This is a genomic window from Buttiauxella selenatireducens (assembly GCF_031432975.1).
GTDB classification, from domain to species: Bacteria; Pseudomonadota; Gammaproteobacteria; order Enterobacterales; family Enterobacteriaceae; genus Buttiauxella; species Buttiauxella selenatireducens.
Genome location: NZ_CP133838.1, coordinates 117,547 through 136,349, shown reverse-complemented (window position 1 = coordinate 136,349; position 18,803 = coordinate 117,547). Strand labels below are relative to the sequence as shown.

Annotated in this window: 20 protein-coding genes; 9 read left to right on the top strand and 11 right to left on the bottom strand. The window is 51.3% G+C overall.

The features are described 5' to 3' along the window. Nucleotides 1-385: 385 nt before the first annotated feature. The gene (panM, locus tag RHD99_RS00575; RefSeq protein WP_309877121.1) at nucleotides 386-766 is read left to right on the top strand and encodes an aspartate 1-decarboxylase autocleavage activator PanM; all 381 of its coding nucleotides are present in this window, start codon (nucleotides 386-388) and stop codon (nucleotides 764-766) included. A 309-nt stretch (nucleotides 767-1,075) separates the two neighbouring features. On the opposite strand, the gene RHD99_RS00570 is transcribed toward panM, so the two are convergent. After that, complete coding sequence (locus RHD99_RS00570) at nucleotides 1,076-2,179, bottom strand: branched-chain amino acid ABC transporter substrate-binding protein (RefSeq protein ID WP_183272143.1); 1,104 nt, start codon at nucleotides 2,177-2,179, stop codon at nucleotides 1,076-1,078. 163 nt (nucleotides 2,180-2,342) lie between these two features. Between RHD99_RS00570 and RHD99_RS00565 the strand changes: the two genes are divergently transcribed. Further along, a complete protein-coding gene (locus RHD99_RS00565; RefSeq protein WP_183272142.1) occupies nucleotides 2,343-2,519 on the top strand; it encodes a hypothetical protein in 177 nt (58 codons plus the stop codon). Between the two features lie 9 nt (nucleotides 2,520-2,528). Here RHD99_RS00565 and rpoH read toward each other — a convergent pair whose 3' ends face one another. From rpoH to ftsY, 4 genes are all read right to left on the bottom strand, one after another. Continuing rightward, the gene (gene rpoH, locus RHD99_RS00560; protein WP_183272141.1) at nucleotides 2,529-3,383 is read right to left on the bottom strand and encodes an RNA polymerase sigma factor RpoH; all 855 of its coding nucleotides are present in this window, start codon (nucleotides 3,381-3,383) and stop codon (nucleotides 2,529-2,531) included. A gap of 257 nt (nucleotides 3,384-3,640) precedes the next feature. Continuing rightward, on the bottom strand, nucleotides 3,641-4,696 hold the full coding sequence (ftsX, locus tag RHD99_RS00555) for a permease-like cell division protein FtsX (protein ID WP_183272140.1): 1,056 nt from the start codon (nucleotides 4,694-4,696) through the stop codon (nucleotides 3,641-3,643). Beyond that, complete coding sequence (gene ftsE / locus RHD99_RS00550) at nucleotides 4,689-5,357, bottom strand: cell division ATP-binding protein FtsE (RefSeq protein ID WP_016538586.1); 669 nt, start codon at nucleotides 5,355-5,357, stop codon at nucleotides 4,689-4,691. The genes ftsX and ftsE overlap by 8 nt, the downstream gene beginning before the upstream one ends. A gap of 2 nt (nucleotides 5,358-5,359) precedes the next feature. Further along, nucleotides 5,360-6,991, bottom strand: a complete 1,632-nt coding sequence (gene ftsY, locus RHD99_RS00545) for a signal recognition particle-docking protein FtsY (RefSeq protein ID WP_309877120.1) — start codon at nucleotides 6,989-6,991, stop codon at nucleotides 5,360-5,362. A gap of 159 nt (nucleotides 6,992-7,150) precedes the next feature. Between ftsY and rsmD the strand changes: the two genes are divergently transcribed. Continuing rightward, nucleotides 7,151-7,726: a 16S rRNA (guanine(966)-N(2))-methyltransferase gene (gene rsmD, locus RHD99_RS00540; protein ID WP_309877119.1), complete on the top strand. Its 576-nt coding sequence runs from the start codon at nucleotides 7,151-7,153 to the stop codon at nucleotides 7,724-7,726. Between the two features lie 11 nt (nucleotides 7,727-7,737). Next, on the top strand, nucleotides 7,738-8,007 hold the full coding sequence (locus RHD99_RS00535) for a DUF1145 family protein (RefSeq protein WP_309877118.1): 270 nt from the start codon (nucleotides 7,738-7,740) through the stop codon (nucleotides 8,005-8,007). Between the two features lie 9 nt (nucleotides 8,008-8,016). On the opposite strand, the gene RHD99_RS00530 is transcribed toward RHD99_RS00535, so the two are convergent. Next, nucleotides 8,017-8,376: a DUF2500 domain-containing protein gene (locus RHD99_RS00530; protein WP_309877117.1), complete on the bottom strand. Its 360-nt coding sequence runs from the start codon at nucleotides 8,374-8,376 to the stop codon at nucleotides 8,017-8,019. 131 nt (nucleotides 8,377-8,507) lie between these two features. Between RHD99_RS00530 and RHD99_RS00525 the strand changes: the two genes are divergently transcribed. Together RHD99_RS00525 and zntA are read left to right on the top strand one after the other, a co-directional pair. After that, nucleotides 8,508-9,134, top strand: coding sequence for a lysoplasmalogenase (locus RHD99_RS00525; protein WP_183272135.1), 627 nt, complete (start codon nucleotides 8,508-8,510; stop codon nucleotides 9,132-9,134). Between the two features lie 114 nt (nucleotides 9,135-9,248). Further along, the gene (gene zntA, locus RHD99_RS00520) at nucleotides 9,249-11,450 is read left to right on the top strand and encodes a Zn(II)/Cd(II)/Pb(II) translocating P-type ATPase ZntA (RefSeq protein WP_309877116.1); all 2,202 of its coding nucleotides are present in this window, start codon (nucleotides 9,249-9,251) and stop codon (nucleotides 11,448-11,450) included. 49 nt (nucleotides 11,451-11,499) lie between these two features. Here zntA and RHD99_RS00515 read toward each other — a convergent pair whose 3' ends face one another. The 4 genes from RHD99_RS00515 to tusA form a co-directional block, all read right to left on the bottom strand. After that, on the bottom strand, nucleotides 11,500-12,786 hold the full coding sequence (locus tag RHD99_RS00515) for a TRAP transporter large permease (protein ID WP_309877115.1): 1,287 nt from the start codon (nucleotides 12,784-12,786) through the stop codon (nucleotides 11,500-11,502). A 14-nt stretch (nucleotides 12,787-12,800) separates the two neighbouring features. Further along, entirely contained in the window at nucleotides 12,801-13,310 is a 510-nt protein-coding gene (locus RHD99_RS00510) for a TRAP transporter small permease (RefSeq protein ID WP_309877114.1), read from the bottom strand. 34 nt (nucleotides 13,311-13,344) lie between these two features. Next, entirely contained in the window at nucleotides 13,345-14,328 is a 984-nt protein-coding gene (locus RHD99_RS00505; protein WP_309877113.1) for a TRAP transporter substrate-binding protein, read from the bottom strand. 198 nt (nucleotides 14,329-14,526) lie between these two features. Next, nucleotides 14,527-14,772, bottom strand: a complete 246-nt coding sequence (gene tusA / locus RHD99_RS00500) for a sulfurtransferase TusA (RefSeq protein ID WP_183272130.1) — start codon at nucleotides 14,770-14,772, stop codon at nucleotides 14,527-14,529. Nucleotides 14,773-15,089: 317 nt separating this feature from the next. Between tusA and RHD99_RS00495 the strand changes: the two genes are divergently transcribed. After that, entirely contained in the window at nucleotides 15,090-15,755 is a 666-nt protein-coding gene (locus RHD99_RS00495) for a 7-cyano-7-deazaguanine/7-aminomethyl-7-deazaguanine transporter (RefSeq protein WP_183272129.1), read from the top strand. 72 nt (nucleotides 15,756-15,827) lie between these two features. Continuing rightward, nucleotides 15,828-16,382: a DcrB family lipoprotein gene (locus RHD99_RS00490; RefSeq protein WP_309877112.1), complete on the top strand. Its 555-nt coding sequence runs from the start codon at nucleotides 15,828-15,830 to the stop codon at nucleotides 16,380-16,382. On the opposite strand, the gene RHD99_RS00485 is transcribed toward RHD99_RS00490, so the two are convergent. Next, the gene (locus RHD99_RS00485; protein WP_309877111.1) at nucleotides 16,383-17,606 is read right to left on the bottom strand and encodes an MFS transporter; all 1,224 of its coding nucleotides are present in this window, start codon (nucleotides 17,604-17,606) and stop codon (nucleotides 16,383-16,385) included. Nucleotides 17,607-17,748: 142 nt separating this feature from the next. Here RHD99_RS00485 and RHD99_RS00480 point away from each other — a divergent pair, with 142 nt between their 5' ends. Further along, a complete protein-coding gene (locus tag RHD99_RS00480) occupies nucleotides 17,749-18,798 on the top strand; it encodes an AI-2E family transporter (RefSeq protein ID WP_309877110.1) in 1,050 nt (349 codons plus the stop codon). The last annotated feature ends 5 nt before the right edge of the window (nucleotides 18,799-18,803 follow it).

Sequence of the window (18,803 nt, the reverse complement as noted above, 5' to 3'; positions counted from 1 at the left end):
TTATTATGGTTAAAAAGCATGCTGTGCATTTTTTAACCTTTAACCATTTTTATGAGCGCCGTTAAGGGCTTAGCGTTAATATTTACAATATTTAAGGCTAAACTCTCTATTTTTCAGGCTATTAAGCAAAGATATTATTCTGTATTTACTCATAGTTAAACAAAAAAAAGCAGCATTTTCAGCATAAAATAGCGACACAAAGAGCGGAATAAAACACTAGGTTTTAGGGTTTTATACTGACCATTTTTCAATCCACCACTTATCAAACTGGTATATGTTTGACGCAAAAATTAATCGTCTGGTATATGGCTGATAAAAGATAAAGCGTCTGACGCAAATAAATTGGTTACACTCGGGGTTTTCCCGCTTTTTGGTTAGCTCGCTTATGAAACTCACCATCATTCGTCTGTTTGAGTGTAGTGCTCAAGATGAGATCGATCTTGCAAAGATCTGGCCGGAATATTCCAGCGCTTCTCTTACCCTCAGTGATACTCACCGTATTTACGCTGCAAAATTTAACGACAGATTGCTGGGCGCGGTTCGCGTCACACTGTCTGATTCTGAAGGCGCTTTAGATTCGCTGCGGGTGCGGGAAATTACGCGCCGTCGTGGCGTTGGACAATATTTAGTGGAAGAGGTGATTCGCAATAATCCTGACATCACCCGATGGTGGATGAGCGACGTCGGTGTGGAAGACCGCGGCGTTATGACGGCGTTTATGCAGGCGTTAGGATTTAGAGCTCAGACGGGTGGTTGGGAGAAGTAGCCCTCACCCCGGCCCTCTCCCTCAGGAGAGGGGGAAAACACTCGATCAGTTATCTCCCCTGGTGGGGAAACCGGGCCATCCCCTCTCCCACGGAGGAGAAAGAGAAAACTGGACCATCCCCTCTCCCACTGAGGAGAAAGAGAAAACCGGTCAATCCCCTCTCCCACTGAGGAGAAAGAGAAAACCGGTCAATCCCCTCTCCCACTGAGGAGAAAGAGAAAACCGGTCAATCCCCTCTCCCACTGAGGAGAAAGAGAAAACCGGTCAATCCCCTCTCCCTGAGGGAGAGGGTTAGGGTGAGGGGGAAAATTACTTAGCGTCAGTCGCTGTGCCGTTCGCATGCCAGGTAAACACGCCGAATTCAAAGCCTTTCAGATCGCCTTTCTCATCCCAGCTCAATGGCCCCATTACGGTTTCAACCGAGCTGCCTTTCAGGTATTTAGCGATTTCAGCAGGATCTTCTGACTTGTTCAGACCCGCTGCCAGCGATTGCAGTGCCGCGTAAGTCGTCCACACGAAAGCACCACTTGGATCTTGTTTCTTCGCTTTAATCGCATCTACAACCGGTTTGTTCGCTGGAACCTGGTCGTAGTTCTTCGGTTTGGTGACTAACATGCCTTCAGCAGATTCGCCGGCAATGTTAGACAAAGAAACGTTCGCCACACCTTCTGGCCCCATGAACTGGGTTTTCAGGCCAGCCGCGCGAGACTGACGCAGGATCTGACCCATTTCTGGGTGGTAACCACCGTAATACACGAAATCGATGTTCTCTTTCTTCAGACGCGCAACCAGCGTGGAGAAATCTTTTTCACCTGCGGTAATCCCGTCAAAGAACACCACATTCGCGCCGCCTTTTTTCAGGTTGTCCTGAACAGAGCGAGCCAGACCTTCGCCGTACTGTTGTTTGTCATGAATGACCGCGATGTTTTTCGGTTTTACATGCTCAAGAATGTATTTTGCGGCCGTTGGGCCCTGATCAGAGTCCAGACCGGTGGTACGCATTGTCAGTTTATAACCACGCGCGGTCAGCTCCGGAGCCGTTGCCGCAGGTGTAATCATCAGAATACCTTCGTCTTCGTAAATATCAGACGCAGGCTGAGTGGAAGAGGAACACAGGTGGCCGATGACATATTTAATACCATCGTTTACCACTTTGTTGGCGACGGCTACCGCTTGTTTCGGGTCACAAGCATCGTCGTATTTGGTGATAACCAGTTTGTCGCCTTTGATACCGCCTTTGGCATTAATATCAGCAACCGCTTGTTCTGCACCGGTAAATTCCTGGTCGCCATATTGTGCAACCGGGCCAGACATCGCTCCAACTACTGCGACTTTGATATCCTTAGCAAATGCTGCGTTGCTCATCGCAAGTGCAATACAACCAGCCAATAATGCTTTGCCCTTCATGTTCATCCTGAGAATCCCCATTCTTGTTGTGATTGGTATTTACCCATCATCCTTCAAGCTGCAGGGGTGTTGGCTGCGCTCACTTACCCGAATCACTTACCTTAGTAAGTTCATCGGGATAAGCTCTCTGGCCGCCTACCTGCAACTCGAATGCTAATGGGTATTTGTTGTGTTGTTTTGGCACTGTTTTATTTTTGAGGTGGAGATAACCGCGCAGGCCTTCGCCGCACTCCGTGCTAAAAACATACCCGAATTTGCGGCTTTTGGAATAACAATTTTTTCACAAGGTGAACAGGAAAGTGACAGGCATAAAAAAACCGCCCCTGAAGGCGGTTTTTTTGTCTAACTGAAGAACTTACGCTTCGATAGCCATGCGCAGTTTTTTCATGGCGTTCTTTTCAAGCTGGCGCACACGCTCAGCGGAGACGCCGTAGCGGTCGGCGAGTTCTTGCAGCGTGCTTTTGTTGTCTTCATCAAGCCAACGTGCACGGATAATATCCTGGCTACGCTCATCCAGGCCCATCATCGCATCGCTGAGTTTATCAGCGGCGTGTGATTCCCAGTTGTCGTCTTCGATGCCATCGGCAAAGTTTGAAGACTTATCCTGCAAGAACAGCACTGGAGCCATTGGCGCGCTGTCTGAGTCGTCGTCATTGCCCATGTCAAACGTCATGTCCTGCGCCGCCATGCGAGATTCCATCTCACGGACATCTTTGCTGGAAACACCCAGCTCGTTGGCGACCATTTCAACTTCATCCTGGTTGAACCAACCCAGACGTTGTTTTGTTTTACGCAGGTTAAAGAACAACTTACGTTGTGCTTTTGTGGTTGCCACTTTCACAATACGCCAGTTACGCAGAACGTATTCGTGAATTTCAGCTTTGATCCAGTGCACGGCAAACGACACCAGACGGACACCCACTTCAGGGTTAAAGCGACGTACAGCCTTCATCAGGCCGATGTTACCTTCCTGAATCAAGTCAGCCTGCGGTAAGCCATAGCCCGAATAATTACGAGCGATATGAACAACAAAGCGCAGGTGAGACAGGATCAGCCTTTTCGCTGCTTCCAGATCGCCCTGGTAATGCAGCTTTTCAGCCAGCTCCTTCTCTTCCTCAGCCGTCAACATCGGCCAGGAGTTAGCGGCCCGGATATAAGATTCCAGGTTACCAACAGGGGCTAGAGCTAAATTTTGCATTTCTTTGGTCATTCAAACCCTCTCTTAGAGACTAACGTACAGGTTGCTACACCGTGCTGCACCTGACTCCACGTCAAGCGCCAAACCGTACCACTCACAGTAAACTCAGACAGTGATGCTATCCACAAGTTCACTGTAAAGCTGTGCATGTATTACACACAAAATGTGACAGAGCTATGAAACTGGGCAGGAGAAACACAAACCGAGGTGGGAGCGTATCCCCTGCTGACGGGTACTTCGTAGCAGGGGACAAGTATACCAAAAAAATTTTACTCTGGGGTAAAACGACGTAAATGTTGCACCGTTGCGATCCAGGCTGCCAACCAGCCGCTCATGGATGAAACCAGCAACAGCAGAAGACATTCGTCGAATCCTAAGCCGGTGAGATCAAACTTAGTGCCAAACACTTGTGCGACTTCAGTCACCGCAGAGGACAAACGTAATACCAAAATTTCGGACAGGATAAGCGACAGGAACGCGCCGCTAAACCCTAACAGCGCACCGCCATACAGGAACGGGCGCAGGATAAATCCATCAGTGGCACCAATCAGTTTTTGCACGTTGATGGTATCGCGACGAGCAAAGATGCTCAGGCGTACGCTGTTACCAATCACCAAAAACACCGCAGCAACCATCAGAACACCAATCATTGCAGCCACGCGGCCCACAAGACCTGTCAGTGAGGCAAGACGGGCGAACCAACTGTCATCCATTCGGACTTCATCGACACCGTTTATCCGCGCCACGCGATCGCGCAAAGTATTCAGATGGTCGGTGGTCTGGAAATCAAGTTTTGGATTCACCACAGCGACAGCAGGCAGCGGGTTTTCTTCCAGCATATCCAGCGCGCCACCAAAGCCCGACCAGTTACGGAACTCGCCAAGCGCTTCGTCACGCGAGAGATAATTAACTTTATCGACGCCCTCTTCCGCCTGAATCGCGCCCACAACTTGCTGCGCGGCATTGTCATCAAGCGCTTTATCGAGATAAACCGTGATTTGCGGGGAAGGATAATACTGCGTGGCGGCCTGATTGACGTTCTTGTAAACGATGTAGCACACGCTAGGTAACGTCAGGGAGATGGCAATAACCATGACCGTCAGGAAGGTGGCTAATGGCTTGCTGCGCAAATCCTGCAAAGCACCCTGCCAGGCATAGCGGAACTGCTCATTCACGCCGCCCTTAAGAGATTTGCTTTTCGACTGAGGACCTTTGCCGCGTTTTTTCACCGAACGGCCTAAATCCCCTAACTTATTCAGCGAGTTGATTTTATCCAGCTTGTTACTGAAGCGCTTTATGTGATTGAGCGCGCTGCGTTTATTCACCTGCCAGGCCTCCATGCAAATGGCCGTCACTTAGGGTCAACATGCGATAGTTACGGCGAGAAATCAGCCCCATATCGTGCGTCGCCATCAGAACCGTCACCCCAACGCGGTTAAACTCCTCGAACAGACGTAAAATCCCTTCCGAGAGCGCATCATCAAGGTTACCGGTTGGTTCATCCGCCAGCAGTACCGCAGGCTTATTCACCACAGCACGTGCAATACCCACGCGCTGTTGTTCACCACCCGAGAGTTGGATTGGGAAATTCTTCGCTTTATCGAGCAGGCCGACTTTATCCAGTGCCGCACTGACGCGGCGGCGAATATCTTCGCCGCTAGCACCCGCGATGATCAGCGGGATAGCTACGTTGTCGTACACAGTTCTGTCCATCAACAAATGGTGATCCTGAAAGATCATACCAATCTGGCGACGAAGGAACGGCACTTCGCGGCTCTTGAGGCGGCTAATGTCATGACCGCCAAAAGAGATCTTGCCGGCACTTGGCCGCTCAATACCGCAGATAAGCTTGAGCAGGGTACTTTTCCCGGCTCCTGAGTGACCGGTCAGAAAAGCCATCTCGCCTGGTTGCATATGGAAAGTCACTCCCTGCAACGCTTGCCTCCCGCCGAGATAGGCCTTACTAACGTGTTCAAAGCGAATCATGGTTAATCCTCTCGGGCAAAAAGTGCCTCAATAAAATCGCCCGCATTAAACGGACGCAAGTCCTCAATACGCTCGCCGACGCCAATGTAGCGAATCGGAATACCAAACTGATCGGCAACGGAGAAAATCACGCCGCCTTTGGCTGTACCATCCAGTTTGGTTAGCGTAATGCCTGTCAATCCAACGGCTTCATGGAACAATTTAGCCTGACTAATCGCGTTCTGACCCGTGCTGGCATCGAGAGTGAGCATAACCTCATGCGGTGCGTCTACGTCCAGTTTTTTCATGACACGGACGATTTTCTTCAGCTCTTCCATCAGGTGCGCTTTGTTCTGCAAACGCCCGGCGGTATCCGCCAAAAGAACATCAACATTGCGCGCTTTCGCCGCCTGAATCGCATCGAAAATCACAGACGCAGAGTCGGCACCCGTGTGTTGAGCGACCACCGGAATATTATTGCGCTGGCCCCAAACCTGGAGCTGCTCAACCGCTGCGGCACGGAACGTATCGCCCGCAGCCAGCATGACAGATTTGCCTTCTTGCTGGAACTGACGCGCCAGTTTGCCAATGGTCGTGGTTTTACCCACCCCGTTGACGCCCACCATTAAGATAACAAACGGGGTTTTGCCTTCAACCTTCAGCGGCTCATCGACTTTCGCCAGAATTTCGCCCATTTCTTCTTTCAGCAGGCCGTATAACGCTTCGGCGTCACGCAGCTCTTTGCGGCTCGCACCTTCTGTCAGATTGGCGATGATTTTGCGCGTTGTTTCGACACCGACATCGGCGATAAGCAACTGCTCTTCGAGCTCTTCAAACAGATCATCATCGATTTTCTTACCGCGGAATAGACTGATAAATCCGGAACCGAGGTTCTGTTTGGTCTTTATTAAGCTGCGTTTGAGGCGTGCAAAGAAACCTTCTTTGGTTGGTTTCTCTTGTTCTTGTTGGAGCTCTTCTTCAGCCTGAATTTCTTCGGCTTCTTCTGGTTCCAGCTCGACCGGCACGTCTTCAGCGGTAACGGCGGCAACAGGAATCGCTTCAATCAGCTCTTCTTCGACAACAACGTCTTCTACCGCAAGAATGGCAACCTCTTCAGGTTCAACAAACGGTTCAACAAACGTTTCAACCTCTGCTTCAACCACCACGGGTTCGTGTTCTGGCTGCCACTCTTCTGCCTGCTGTTCCTGCACAATCTCAGGTGTGAGATCTTCCTGAACCGGTAATTCTTCATGCTCAACAGCAACTTGCGCCGTGACTTTTGGCTCAGGCTCTGGGGTGATTTCTGGCTCAGCCACCTGCACTTCGCTTTCAGCGAGTTTTTCAGTGACGTCGACAATCTCTTCTGCGAAGGCTTCTGGTTCTTCGTGCTTATCAAGCACAACGGGTTCAACATCAGTCAGCGTTTCTGGCTGAATTTCAGGTTGAACCTCAGTTTTGATTTCTGGCTTTGCTTCTTCTGGCTGTGCAGTTTCTTCGGTCGCTTGCGGTTGTTCAGGCTCAGTAACCTGCTCAACAGCTTCTTCTACAACCGATTGTTCTTCAGCTACTTTTTGTTCTGGTTCTTGTTCAGAAGCCTGCTCTTTCTGGCCAAAGCCTAGCCATGAAAAAAAGCCACGTTTTTTCTCTTTCGCCATTTGCGAACACACTCCTCGCTGTTAATTCATGGCACAGGCCCGATTGAGCTTGCCACGGGCACTGAAAATAATTATCAATGAATGCATTAGTCTATCACTTTCCCCGCTTTACACACACCGTTACACTAGACGGCAAGAAATTGCATCGCAGTGAGTCTCATGAAAAAACCGCAATCTACTGGCGCAGGCCAGATCCGTATAATTGGTGGCCAATGGCGCGGCCGTAAACTGCCCGTCCCTGACAGCCCAGGCCTGCGTCCAACGACGGACAGGGTGCGTGAAACGCTGTTTAACTGGCTGGCACCCATGATGGTTGACGCCACTGTGCTGGATTGTTTTGCCGGAAGCGGTGCGCTGGGGCTTGAAGCCTTATCGCGTTACGCTACACGAGCCACGCTGCTGGAGATGGATCGCCATGTTTCACAACAGCTGCAAAAAAATCTCGCCACGCTAAAAGCGGCCAATGGAAAAGTGGTGAACACCAATACGCTCAATTTCCTGGCGCAGCCTGGCGAACCGCACACGATCGTGTTTGTTGATCCGCCATTCCGTAAAGGGTTACTGGACGAGACATTAGCGCTGTTAGAGAGCAATGGCTGGCTGGCAGATGAAGCACTGATTTATGTTGAAAGCGAAGTTGAAAACGGCATGCCCGCGGTACCAGCAAGCTGGTCGCTGCATCGTGAAAAAGTCGCAGGACAGGTCGCTTACCGTTTATTTAGTCGTGAAATTTAAGGAGCGACGACATGCTAATTAATATAGGCCGCTTGCTGATGCTGGGCGTCTGGGGATTTTTGTTATTGAATATTTTCCATCCGTTCCCGCGGCCGCTGAATATCTTTGTTAACGTCGCGCTGGTCTTCACCGTGATGATGCACGGGATGCAATTGGCGTTGTTGAAATCGACCCAACCGAAAGACGCCCCGCCGCTGAGCCGTGCTCAACAAATTAAGATTTTCATCTTTGGTGTATTTGAACTGTTGGTCTGGCAGAAAAAACTCCGTCAGGGCAAATAAAATCGCCTGTTATTGTTCGGGGATGAAGCCCACAAACCTCGTCCCTTTATACTGCAACATGCCTTTGTCACCTACGCTCACCGAGTGGTATTGCCCTGCCGTTACTCGCATTTTCAGCTCCAGGCCACCGCTTTGTGGGCGAAACCAGATCTCATAGCGCATCGTATCTTCAACCGGAGTCACCTGGCGTTGCCGTGAGCGTCTTTCATTGGTCGGCGTTTCACGTTTTGTCGTGACCTGGACGCTTCTTTGCATCACAGGGGCCGCATCATTTTCCGCATTCTGGCGGCGCTGCTGCACAAAGCGAAACGATGCTGCAACGACGATGATCGCCACGACGGCAATGAAGAAAAGTGGCATTTTACTCATGGATTTATCTCGATTTGTCAGGCACTTTTAAGAATACCCTGCACGCTGTGGCGTTGTCATCCACCGACGTTGGCCACTAGACTGACAGTAGAGTCGTGCTTTGAGTACGATAAATTTAAAAAGGACTCGCCATGCTTTGGTCTTTTATCGCTGTATTCTTTTCCGGATGGCTGTATGTAGACGCCTCCTATCGTGGTCCAACCTGGCAACGCTGGGTCTTTAAACCCGTCACCCTTTTGCTTTTACTGCTGCTGGCCTGGCAAGCTCCGATGTTTAACGCGACGGGATATTTAATTGTTGCCGGCCTTCTGGCAACCCTACTGGGCGACGCGCTAACGTTGCTGCCAACTCAGCGCATGCTGTACGCAATCGGGGCATTTTTCCTCTCACACCTGCTGTATACCCTCTATTTTGCCAGCCAGATGACCTTTAGTTTGTTCTGGCCTTTGCCGCTGGTTTTGTTAATTGTCGGGGCATTACTGGTGGCGGTCATTTGGACGCGTCTCGACACGTTCCGCTGGCCGATTTTGACGTTTATCGGCATGACGCTTGTGATGGTGTGGCTCGCGGGTGAGCTGTATTTCTACTTGCCAACACGCCCAAGCTTCTCGGCCTTTGTCGGCGCGACACTGCTGCTGTTGGGTAATATTGTTTGGTTAGGTAGCCATTATCGCCACCGCTTTACCGGTGACAGCGCCATCGCTGCTGCCTGTTATTTTGCGGGCCACTTTATGATTGTCCGCGCGTTGTATATCTGATTACTTTTGTCAGATGAGGGAAGTGACACCCACCAAAACTTCCCTCTTGACTCTGGAGTCAACTCCAGAGAGTAACATGGGTAATGAGAACATTATCATTACCCAGGAGGGCACATGCTCAACTCCCCGAAACCACCGCAATTTGCTAAGGCAAAATTAAGCCCATTACCTGTGCAAACGTCCTCCTGCTGTAACAATGACGCCTGCACTGCAGAACCAGAAATTGAAACCGTCCCTGATACCGGCGAGCGCTATAGCTGGCTGGTTGATGGTATGGATTGCGCCGCCTGTGCCCGCAAAGTTGAAAATGCGGTAAAACAATTGGCTGATGTCCAGCGCGTCCAGGTGCTTTTCGCCACGCAAAAACTCATGGTTACTGCCGGGAGTGATATTCGCCCGCAAGTTGAAAAAGCCGTTAAAGCCGCTGGCTACAACCTGAGAAACAGCACCGCTCCGGCCCCAAAAACATCCAGCCTGAAGGAAAACTTACCGCTCATTTTGCTGATAGTCATGATGGCGCTGAGCTGGGGTCTTGAGCAATTTAACCATCCATTTGGCAACATGGCGTTTATCGCCACCACGCTGGTTGGCCTGTGGCCGATAGCCCGCCAGGCGGTGCGCCTGATACGCAGCGGTAACTGGTTTGCCATCGAAACCTTAATGAGCGTCGCGGCCATTGGCGCACTGTTCATCGGCGCGACGGCAGAAGCGGCGATGGTGCTGTTGCTGTTCTTAATTGGCGAACGTCTGGAATCTTACGCCGCCAGCCGCGCACGCCGTGGCGTGAGCGCATTAATGGCGCTAAAACCCGAAGTCGCCACCCGTATTCGCAACGGTGAACGAGAAACTGTCGCTCTTGGCGATTTACGCCCGGGCGATGTTATCGAAGTGGCTGCCGGTGGGCGTTTGCCTGCGGATGGTCGACTGTTAACACCCTTTGCCAGTTTTGATGAAAGCGCACTAACCGGAGAGTCTATTCCGGTCGAACGCCAACAAGATGAAAAAGTGCCAGCGGGCAGCACCAGTGTCGACAGGCTGGTGCAGCTCGAAGTGATTTCCGAACCAGGCGACAGCGCAATTGACCGCATCCTGCGTTTAATTGAAGAAGCGGATGAGCGCCGTGCGCCGATAGAACGCTTTATCGACCGCTTCAGTCGGATATACACACCCATCATTATGGGGATCGCGCTACTCGCAGCGGTGATTCCTCCACTGTTTTTCGGGCAGAGCTGGGATGAGTGGATTTACAAAGGGTTGGCGCTGTTACTGATTGGTTGCCCATGTGCGCTGGTGATTTCCACCCCGGCGGCGATTACCTCCGGACTTGCCGCCGCCGCTCGACGCGGTGCATTAATCAAAGGCGGGGCGGCACTCGAACGACTGGGTAAAATTCAGCATATTGCTTTCGATAAAACCGGCACGTTGACCGCAGGTAAACCGCAGGTCACAACCATTAAAGTGCAGGGTGAACTGAGCGAAAACGCGCTATTGGCCCTCGCGGCTGCCGTAGAACAGGGTTCCTCACACCCGTTAGCGCAAGCCATTGTGCGTGAAGCACAAAGCCGCGAGCTGACATTGCCAACCGCCAGCGCGCACAGAGCGTTAGCAGGGATCGGGGTCGAAGCCACAATTAACGGCGAAACACTGTTACTGAGCGCGCCAGGTAAACTCGCGGAAAACGTTCTCGACGCCACCTGGCACCAGCGCATTACCCAGCTTGAGGCTGAAGGCCAAACGGTCATTACCGTGGTGCAGCAAAATCGCTTACTCGGCGTGATTGCACTACGCGATACTCTGCGCCGCGACGCCAAACAGGCAGTCGCTGACCTGCAAAAAATCGGGGTTCAGAGCGTGATGTTAACCGGCGATAACCCGCGAGCGGCGGCGGCAATCGCGCAAGAATTGGGGATGGATTACCGCGCCAGCCTGCTGCCAGCCGATAAAGTCAGCGCAGTCAATGAACTCAACGCCCGTTCATCGCTTGCGATGGTGGGTGATGGCATCAACGATGCGCCAGCCATGAAAGCAGCAACCATCGGTATCGCCATGGGTAGCGGCACGGATGTCGCACTCGAAACCGCAGATGCGGCCCTTACGCACAACCGTCTGACCGAACTGGCCGGAATGATTAATCTGGCCCGGGCAACGCATAATAATATTCGCCAGAACATCACTATCGCGTTAGGGCTGAAAGGGATTTTCCTGATCACCACATTGCTGGGCATTACGGGGTTATGGCTTGCCGTGTTGGCCGATTCCGGTGCGACGGCGCTGGTTACGGCGAATGCGCTGCGCCTGCTGCGTAAGAAGTCATAAAAAAAGTCGGGTGACGTGACACGTTCACCCGACCTTAGCTATTAAGGAATTAATTCATTCCTAACGCATGTGGCAGCCACAACGAAACTGCCGGGACGTAGGTCACCAACCCCAGCACCACCAGTAATATGCCGTAAAACGGCAGCATAGCGCGTACCACCACTTCGATTTTCTGTTTACTCACGGCGCTGGCAACAAAGAGCACCGACCCCACGGGGGGTGTTATCAAGCCAATGCCAAGGTTCACCATCATTATCATGCCGAAATGAACCGGATCGATACCCAACGAATTGGTCACTGGCAATAATACGGGTGTGAGGATCAGGATAATCGGTGCCATATCCATCAACGTGCCAATCAGCAGCAACATGATGTTGATATACATCAGAATCACATACTTATTGTCAGACAGCGACGTGAAGAAGTCCGTGATGCGCGAAGGCAACTGCATGTAAGTCATGACTGCACCGAACGCCGAGGCAAAACCAATCAGAATCATTACGATAGAAACGGTTTTTACCGTGCGGAACATCAGCTTTGGCAATTCGCTCCACTTGTAGTCACGGTAGATAAACATGGTCACGAAGAACGCCCAAACGCAGGCCACTGCCGCCGACTCTGTCGCGGTAAATACCCCAGACAGAATCCCACCGAGAATAATGACGACTGTCATCAACCCCCACAGTGCGTCGAACAAAATTTTCACGGCTTGTTTAAAGGGGATGCGTTCGCCTTTCGGGTAACCACGTTTATGGGCAAAGCCCAGGCACATCACCATCAGGCAAAAACCAAGCAACAATCCCGGCAACACTCCGGCGATAAACAGCGTGGCAATAGACACCGTGCCTCCTGCCGCCAGTGAGTAAATCACCGAGTTGTGACTGGGCGGGATCAAAATCGCCTGCACCGATCCACTTGCCGTTACGGCCGCTGCATATTCGCGTGGATAACCCTTTTTCTCCATTTCTGGGATCATCACGCTACCGATGGAAGCGGTATCCGCCACCGACGATCCTGAAATCGCCCCGAAGAACGTAGAGGCGACGATATTCACCAACGACAACCCTCCGCGAATAAACCCCACGAAGATATAAGCAAAGTTGACCAGGCGACGGGCAATGCCCCCTTCTGCCATTATCGCCCCAGCCAGAATGAAGAACGGGATCGCCAGCAGGGTAAATTTGTTTACCCCGCTGGTGATTTGAATCATGATCGCTTCCAGCGGCAAATCTATCCATAACGCACCCACAATGGCGCTTAGCCCAACGGCAAAGGCTACAGGCATTCCCACCGCAAGTAGTACCGCAAGTGTTGCTAATAAAATAAATGCGTCCATGTTATCCCCTGGTTTTAACCGTGATTACCCAGCAACACGATTGGGCGGTTCTCTTGAGTGCCAAACAGCAAGCGCTCGACAACAAACAGAATCAGTACAATTGCGCCTACGGGCAGCGGAAGGTAGGTTTGGCCAGAAGTGAGGAGTGGGAACTCTGCAACAGGTTGCTCCCACAAATCGGCGCACAGGTAGAAGCTGTAATAGAAAATGACCAACGAAATGATCAGCATGAGCACATCGACAATGCGCGCACAAAACGTCTGCCATGAGAGCGGCAAGCGGTCTGTCAGCATATTCACGGCAATGTGCGAACCGGCGCGATAACTCACCGCCGCGCCGATAAACGTGAAGGTCACCATGCAGATTATCGCCACCGGTTCCGGCCAGGACTCACCACGGTTCAGGACATAGCGCGAGAAAATCCCAATCGGAATAATTATGGTCATGACGAGCAGAGACAGTCCGGCAACAATCATCGCCAGCAAATAAACTTTATCCATCAAATCTGAGTAGCGTTGGGACATAAGATGCCCTCCACGAAAGCGTTAGCGACAAAAGTTATTGAACATCGGCGATGGCTTTCATCAGATCCTGATGCTTATCACCGTATTCCTTACGAACCGGCTCAGTCGCTTTTACAAACCATGCTTTATCGATTTCGTGGAACTGAACGCCACCCGCTTTCATTTTTTCCAGTGCCTGTTTGTTATAGGCATTCCACAGTTCACGCTGTTCCATTTGCGTTTCACGCGCCAGTTTGAGGATTTTTTGCTGCTGATCAGGCGTTAATTTGTCCCACTTCACTTTGGAATAAAGCAGCATTTCAGGGGTGATAAAGTGGCCGCTCAGGGTGTAGTTTTTGGCAACGGGCATGTAGTTGTGGGCAATAAATGTTGGCGGGTTGTTTTCTGCGCCATCGATAACTCCAGTTTGCATCCCGCTATACACTTCACTCACGCCCATAGCCACTGAGTTCGCCCCCATGTCTTTGAGTGTTGCCAGTGCGACAGGGCTGCCCTGGACGCGGATTTTCATACCTTTAAGATCTTCCGGTTTCACAACAGGATTTTTAGTAATCAGGTTACGTGTGCCGGAGTCCATCCAGCCAAGGAACACCAGCCGGGATTTCGGGTTATTCGTCAGCTTGTCGCCAATTTGTTTACCCAGATCTCCATCGATCACTTTATGCATATGATCTTCATCGCGGAACACATACGGGAGGGTAAAGACTTCAACATCAGGAAGAATGGCCGCAACGGGAGCCATCGACACACGGATCATATCGATTGCCCCCATCTGCGCTTGCTCAATCAACTGTTTTTCATCCCCAAGCACACCGCTAGGGAAAACTTTGATCTCCATGTCCCCATTGGTTTCTTGCTTAAGTTTTTCACCCATATGCTGAACCGCGACCACATTTGGATAACCTTCTGGATGGACGTCGGCAGCTTTTATCACTTGTGCCAACGCAGAGGGTGCAAACAGAACTGACGCGGTAGACAAACATAAACCAGCAAAAGCAGGCAGAAAGGTCTTCTTCATTGTGTCGCTCCAGCAGAGGTAGAATTTTAAGGGAAGAAATAAAACAATGTTTTAATTAATCGATTAAAAATTAGACTACGTGGAGAAAAGCATGGGTGAAGCGCTTCACAAAAAGTGACAAAAAATGAAATTGAGGTTCAGCGGAAATGCAAAGAGGGTTCAGAAGCCCAAAGCGGGGAGCAAAGGGCTATTGCGCAGCTACTGGCCTTTACGCAGCAGATATTGGTAAGGCAATGATTCTACTTGTTTAGCAAGCAGCTCATGCTCCATAAAAATGCAAAAGCCGGGGATATCACGCGTCGTTGCGGGGTCGTCGGCGATGACCAGCAAAGTTTCACCAGCCTGCATATTGCGGACAGTTTTGCGAACCATCATTACGGGTTCCGGGCAGCGCAGGCCCATGGCATCTAGCGTGTGGTCAGGATTGGCAAACAAATCGGTCATGAGCGGTCTCACATTTAACAAACCGCGATAGTTTACCCCCGGCAAATTATCGCGCAAGTGACGTGAACGATTGCGCGATACCCAATGCATTTCGAGTTGCAGGAAGGCGGCAAGAGAAAGAGTCCCGATGAGCTTACTAAAGTAAGTGATTCGGGCAATTGAACGTAGCCAACGCACATGCAGCTTGAAATGCGACGGGTATAAATTAACCGTTGCAATGACGGACTAAAGCAGTATCATCCCCGGCTTCCAGCGTTTCCGCTGGGGAAAAATTTCGACTGGGTTCCCTCACCCCATTACACTAAAAAGGCTACAAAATGATGCAGTTCAACTCTATTCAGCGCACTAAAGCGCTGTTCTGGCTATCGCTATTCCATTTGCTGGTGATCACTTCCAGTAACTATCTGGTGCAATTACCGGTGTCGGTTTTGGGTTTCCATACCACCTGGGGCGCGTTTAGTTTTCCTTTTATCTTCCTCGCGACTGACCTGACGGTACGTATCTTTGGCGCACCTTTGGCACGACGGATTATTTTCGCCGTGATGCTGCCCGCGCTTATCATTTCTTACGGTATTTCTGCGCTCTTTTATATGGGCACCTGGCAAGGGTTTGAAGCGTTAACGCACTTCAACCTGTTTGTCGCCCGTATCGCTGTCGCCAGCTTTATGGCTTATGCGCTTGGGCAGATTCTGGATGTACACGTGTTTAACCGCCTGCGCCAGAGCCGCTACTGGTGGCTTGCACCAACGGCATCTACATTTTTAGGCAACATAAGCGACACGCTGTCCTTCTTCTTCATCGCCTTCTGGCGCAGCCCGGACGTGTTTATGGCACAGCATTGGGTCGAAATCGCTATCGTTGATTACTGCTTTAAAGTATTAATCAGTATCGTATTCTTCCTGCCGATGTATGGTGTATTGTTGAATATGTTGTTGAAACGGCTCGCAGAAAAATCTGAAAACTCGGCGTTGCAGCCGGGTTGACCGTGGTTGAATTATCTTGTGATAAGATGCTGAGATAGGCCGCAAAGGCTGGCTAACGTAAAGGAAGAAGTCATGGGTAACCTGGTAAAATATGTCGGTATCGGCCTGCTGGTATTGGGCCTGGCCGCTTGCGATAACAACGACAGCAAAACGGCAACGACGAATGAAGCGGCAGCATCAGCTAGCGGTCAGCCGGTAAGTTTGCTGGATGGGAAAATCAGCTTTGCACTTCCTGCCGAGATGACCGACCAGAGCGGTAAACTGGGCACTCAGGCAAATAACATGCACGTCTATTCTGATGCATCCGGTCAGAAAGCCGTGATTGTGATTGTCGGCGAGAACACGCCTGACGATTTAGCTGCGCTGGCGAAACGCCTTGAAGATCAGCAGCGTGCCCGTGATCCACAGTTGCAAGTCGTGACCAACAAATCCATCGAGATCAAAGGCCACACCCTGCAACAGTTAGACAGCATTATTTCAGCAAAAGGCCAGACCGCATACTCATCCGTTATTCTGGGTAAGGTCGATAACCAGCTGTTAACCATGCAGATCACGCTGCCTGCGGATAATCAGCAACTGGCGCAAACTGCCGCTGAAAACATCATTAATACCATCACCATCAAGTAATTATTGTTGGGATGATGACATGGCCTCCGGTTGCTCAATCGGGGGCCGTTTTTTTAGCTTCCACGCCATAAGCAATGCGACAAAGACCAGTGCCGCAGCAGCCAGATAAATCATCGACACCCCCGCGTAAGCCATCATAAATCCAGCCAGTGGCCCGGTAATCCCCAGCGATAAGTCCATAAACACGGTGTAAGTTGCCAGCGCACTGCCCTGATTTTGTTGCGGTACCCTTTTTACTGCCACCACACCCAGCGCCGGGAACACCAGAGAGAAGCCCGCCCCGGTCAGAAATGTACCTGTTTTTGCCATCCATGGATCGACAGCAAAGCCGACCAGCAGTAACCCGATTATCTCGACCGAGAAGCAAATCATCGCCACATTCAGACCGCCGAACCGGTTAATTCCGTTTGGGAAAAGTAAGCGAGTGCCCACAAACGCGCAGCTAAACAGGGTGAGCGCGAAGGCCGCACCATTCCATCCTTTGGCCTCATAAAACAGCGTGATAAAGGTTGCGATAACGCCAAAACCTGCCGATGCCAGCGCTAATGCCATACCGTATGGCCAGACGCGCCCGAGCACCGCACGAAACGGCAGCGGCTTGCTTTTGCTGGCTTTCACCGCAGGGCGAGGAAGTGCCAGCAGCACCGCCACCAGCGCGACCGCCATAACCATTCCGGCTAACAACTCAAGCCCGCCAAAATGGTAGATCAGCACTCCCAGCGGCGCGCCCATCGCCATCGCACCGTAAGTGACAATGCCATTCCAGGAGATCACTCGCCCAATATGCAGCGACCCCACCACGCCGACGCCCCAAAGCGTTGAACCTGTGCCTGCAAAACTTTGCCCTATCCCCAGAATCACGCGCCCAAGACAGAGCAACACCAGGCTCACGAGCGGCCATGCGCTGCCAAACGCCGCCAGCATGTAGCTCGCGCCACTCAGGAAACAGCCGCACAAGCCGAAGATAACGATTTTTTTCGGGCCCAGAATATCCGCGTAACGCCCGGCATGTGGGCGGCTCAGCAAAGTGGCGAAATACTGAAGACTTATCACCAACCCCGCCCAAAACGCGCTGTATCCCATCATCTCGTGAACGTAACCGGGTAGCACCGCGAGCGGCAGGCCAATCGTCATGTAGCTGGCAAAATTGAACATCACTACAGAGACAATCTGCAGATTAAGACGGAAACTGCTTACTGCGGGGGCGGGCGTGAGGTCAGGCATGATCATTCACTTTAAAAACAGCGTTCCCCAGTATACCCACTTCAGGTTTCACATTTCAGCCACAGACTTTCAGACTCGCCCTGCGCGTGAGAAATTAACGAGGCGCTACACTAAAAGGATCTCTCGCACACAGGATCTCTCCATGCCCTCACCAGAACCCGATAAAACTGGGCTCCACATTCTGCTAAAACTGGCCGCACTGGTGATTATTCTCGCCGGGATTCATGCGGCGGCAGACATCATCGTCCAGCTCTTGCTGGCACTTTTCTTCGCCATTGTGCTCAACCCGCTGGTCACCTGGTTTATTCGTCGGGGAGTGAACAGGCCATTGGCAATATCCATTGTCGTATTTGCAATGTTAGTTGTACTGACGATGCTGGTTGGCGTGCTGGCTGCATCGATGAGCGAGTTCATCGACTTGTTGCCTAAATACAGCAAGATGCTGACGCAGAAGGTATCCGATCTCGAAAAGATGCTGCCATTTATGCATCTGAGATTATCGCCAGAGCGCATGTTACAGCGCATGGATTCAGAGAAAGTGATGTCTTATGCCACGACGCTGATGACCGGGCTTTCTGGCGCGATGGCCAGCATTCTTCTTCTGGTGATGACCGTCGTGTTCATGTTGTTCGAGGTGCGCCACGTTCCGTATAAACTGCGCTTCGCCCTGTCCAACCCGAAAATTCATATCGCCAGCTTGCACCGTGCACTCAAAGGAGTGACGCATTACCTGGCGCTAAAAACATTAATTAGCCTATGGACAGGCCTGATTATCTGGCTGGGGCTGGAGTTATTAGGCGTGCAATTTTCGCTGATGTGGGGCGTGCTGGGCTTCTTGCTGAATTACATCCCCAACATTGGTTCGGTGATTTCCGCGATACCGCCAATGGTTCAGGCATTTTTGTTTAACGGAACGTACGAAATGGTTCTGGTGGGCGCACTGTTCCTTGCGGTGCATATGGTGCTGGGGAATATCGTCGAGCCGCGCATGATGGGTCGCGGCCTCGGGATGTCGACCTTCGTGGTGTTCTTGTCGTTGCTGTTTTGGGGTTGGTTACTCGGCCCGGTTGGGATGTTACTTTCAGTCCCTCTCACCAGCGTGTGTAAAATTCTGATGGAAACCACACACGGCGGCAACAAGCTGGCGGTTTTACTTGGCCCTGGGCGTCCCAAAAGTCGATTGCCGGGATAGGCTCA

What these genes read in the sequence shown, in the direction of transcription:
- RHD99_RS00570 (WP_183272143.1), bottom strand. Translation starts at nt 2,179, where the DNA reads ATGAACATGAAGGGCAAAGCATTATTGGCTGGTTGTATTGCACTTGCG.
- RHD99_RS00530 (WP_309877117.1), bottom strand. Translation starts at nt 8,376, where the DNA reads ATGAGTAAAATGCCACTTTTCTTCATTGCCGTCGTGGCGATCATCGTC.
- RHD99_RS00535 (WP_309877118.1), top strand. Translation starts at nt 7,738, where the DNA reads ATGCTAATTAATATAGGCCGCTTGCTGATGCTGGGCGTCTGGGGATTT.
- panM (WP_309877121.1), top strand. Translation starts at nt 386, where the DNA reads ATGAAACTCACCATCATTCGTCTGTTTGAGTGTAGTGCTCAAGATGAG.
- zntA (WP_309877116.1), top strand. Translation starts at nt 9,249, where the DNA reads ATGCTCAACTCCCCGAAACCACCGCAATTTGCTAAGGCAAAATTAAGC.
- RHD99_RS00490 (WP_309877112.1), top strand. Translation starts at nt 15,828, where the DNA reads ATGGGTAACCTGGTAAAATATGTCGGTATCGGCCTGCTGGTATTGGGC.
- ftsY (WP_309877120.1), bottom strand. Translation starts at nt 6,991, where the DNA reads ATGGCGAAAGAGAAAAAACGTGGCTTTTTTTCATGGCTAGGCTTTGGC.
- rsmD (WP_309877119.1), top strand. Translation starts at nt 7,151, where the DNA reads ATGAAAAAACCGCAATCTACTGGCGCAGGCCAGATCCGTATAATTGGT.
- RHD99_RS00485 (WP_309877111.1), bottom strand. Translation starts at nt 17,606, where the DNA reads ATGCCTGACCTCACGCCCGCCCCCGCAGTAAGCAGTTTCCGTCTTAAT.
- RHD99_RS00525 (WP_183272135.1), top strand. Translation starts at nt 8,508, where the DNA reads ATGCTTTGGTCTTTTATCGCTGTATTCTTTTCCGGATGGCTGTATGTA.
- RHD99_RS00505 (WP_309877113.1), bottom strand. Translation starts at nt 14,328, where the DNA reads ATGAAGAAGACCTTTCTGCCTGCTTTTGCTGGTTTATGTTTGTCTACC.
- RHD99_RS00495 (WP_183272129.1), top strand. Translation starts at nt 15,090, where the DNA reads ATGATGCAGTTCAACTCTATTCAGCGCACTAAAGCGCTGTTCTGGCTA.
- ftsE (WP_016538586.1), bottom strand. Translation starts at nt 5,357, where the DNA reads ATGATTCGCTTTGAACACGTTAGTAAGGCCTATCTCGGCGGGAGGCAA.
- rpoH (WP_183272141.1), bottom strand. Translation starts at nt 3,383, where the DNA reads ATGACCAAAGAAATGCAAAATTTAGCTCTAGCCCCTGTTGGTAACCTG.
- RHD99_RS00480 (WP_309877110.1), top strand. Translation starts at nt 17,749, where the DNA reads ATGCCCTCACCAGAACCCGATAAAACTGGGCTCCACATTCTGCTAAAA.
- RHD99_RS00510 (WP_309877114.1), bottom strand. Translation starts at nt 13,310, where the DNA reads ATGTCCCAACGCTACTCAGATTTGATGGATAAAGTTTATTTGCTGGCG.
- tusA (WP_183272130.1), bottom strand. Translation starts at nt 14,772, where the DNA reads ATGACCGATTTGTTTGCCAATCCTGACCACACGCTAGATGCCATGGGC.
- RHD99_RS00515 (WP_309877115.1), bottom strand. Translation starts at nt 12,786, where the DNA reads ATGGACGCATTTATTTTATTAGCAACACTTGCGGTACTACTTGCGGTG.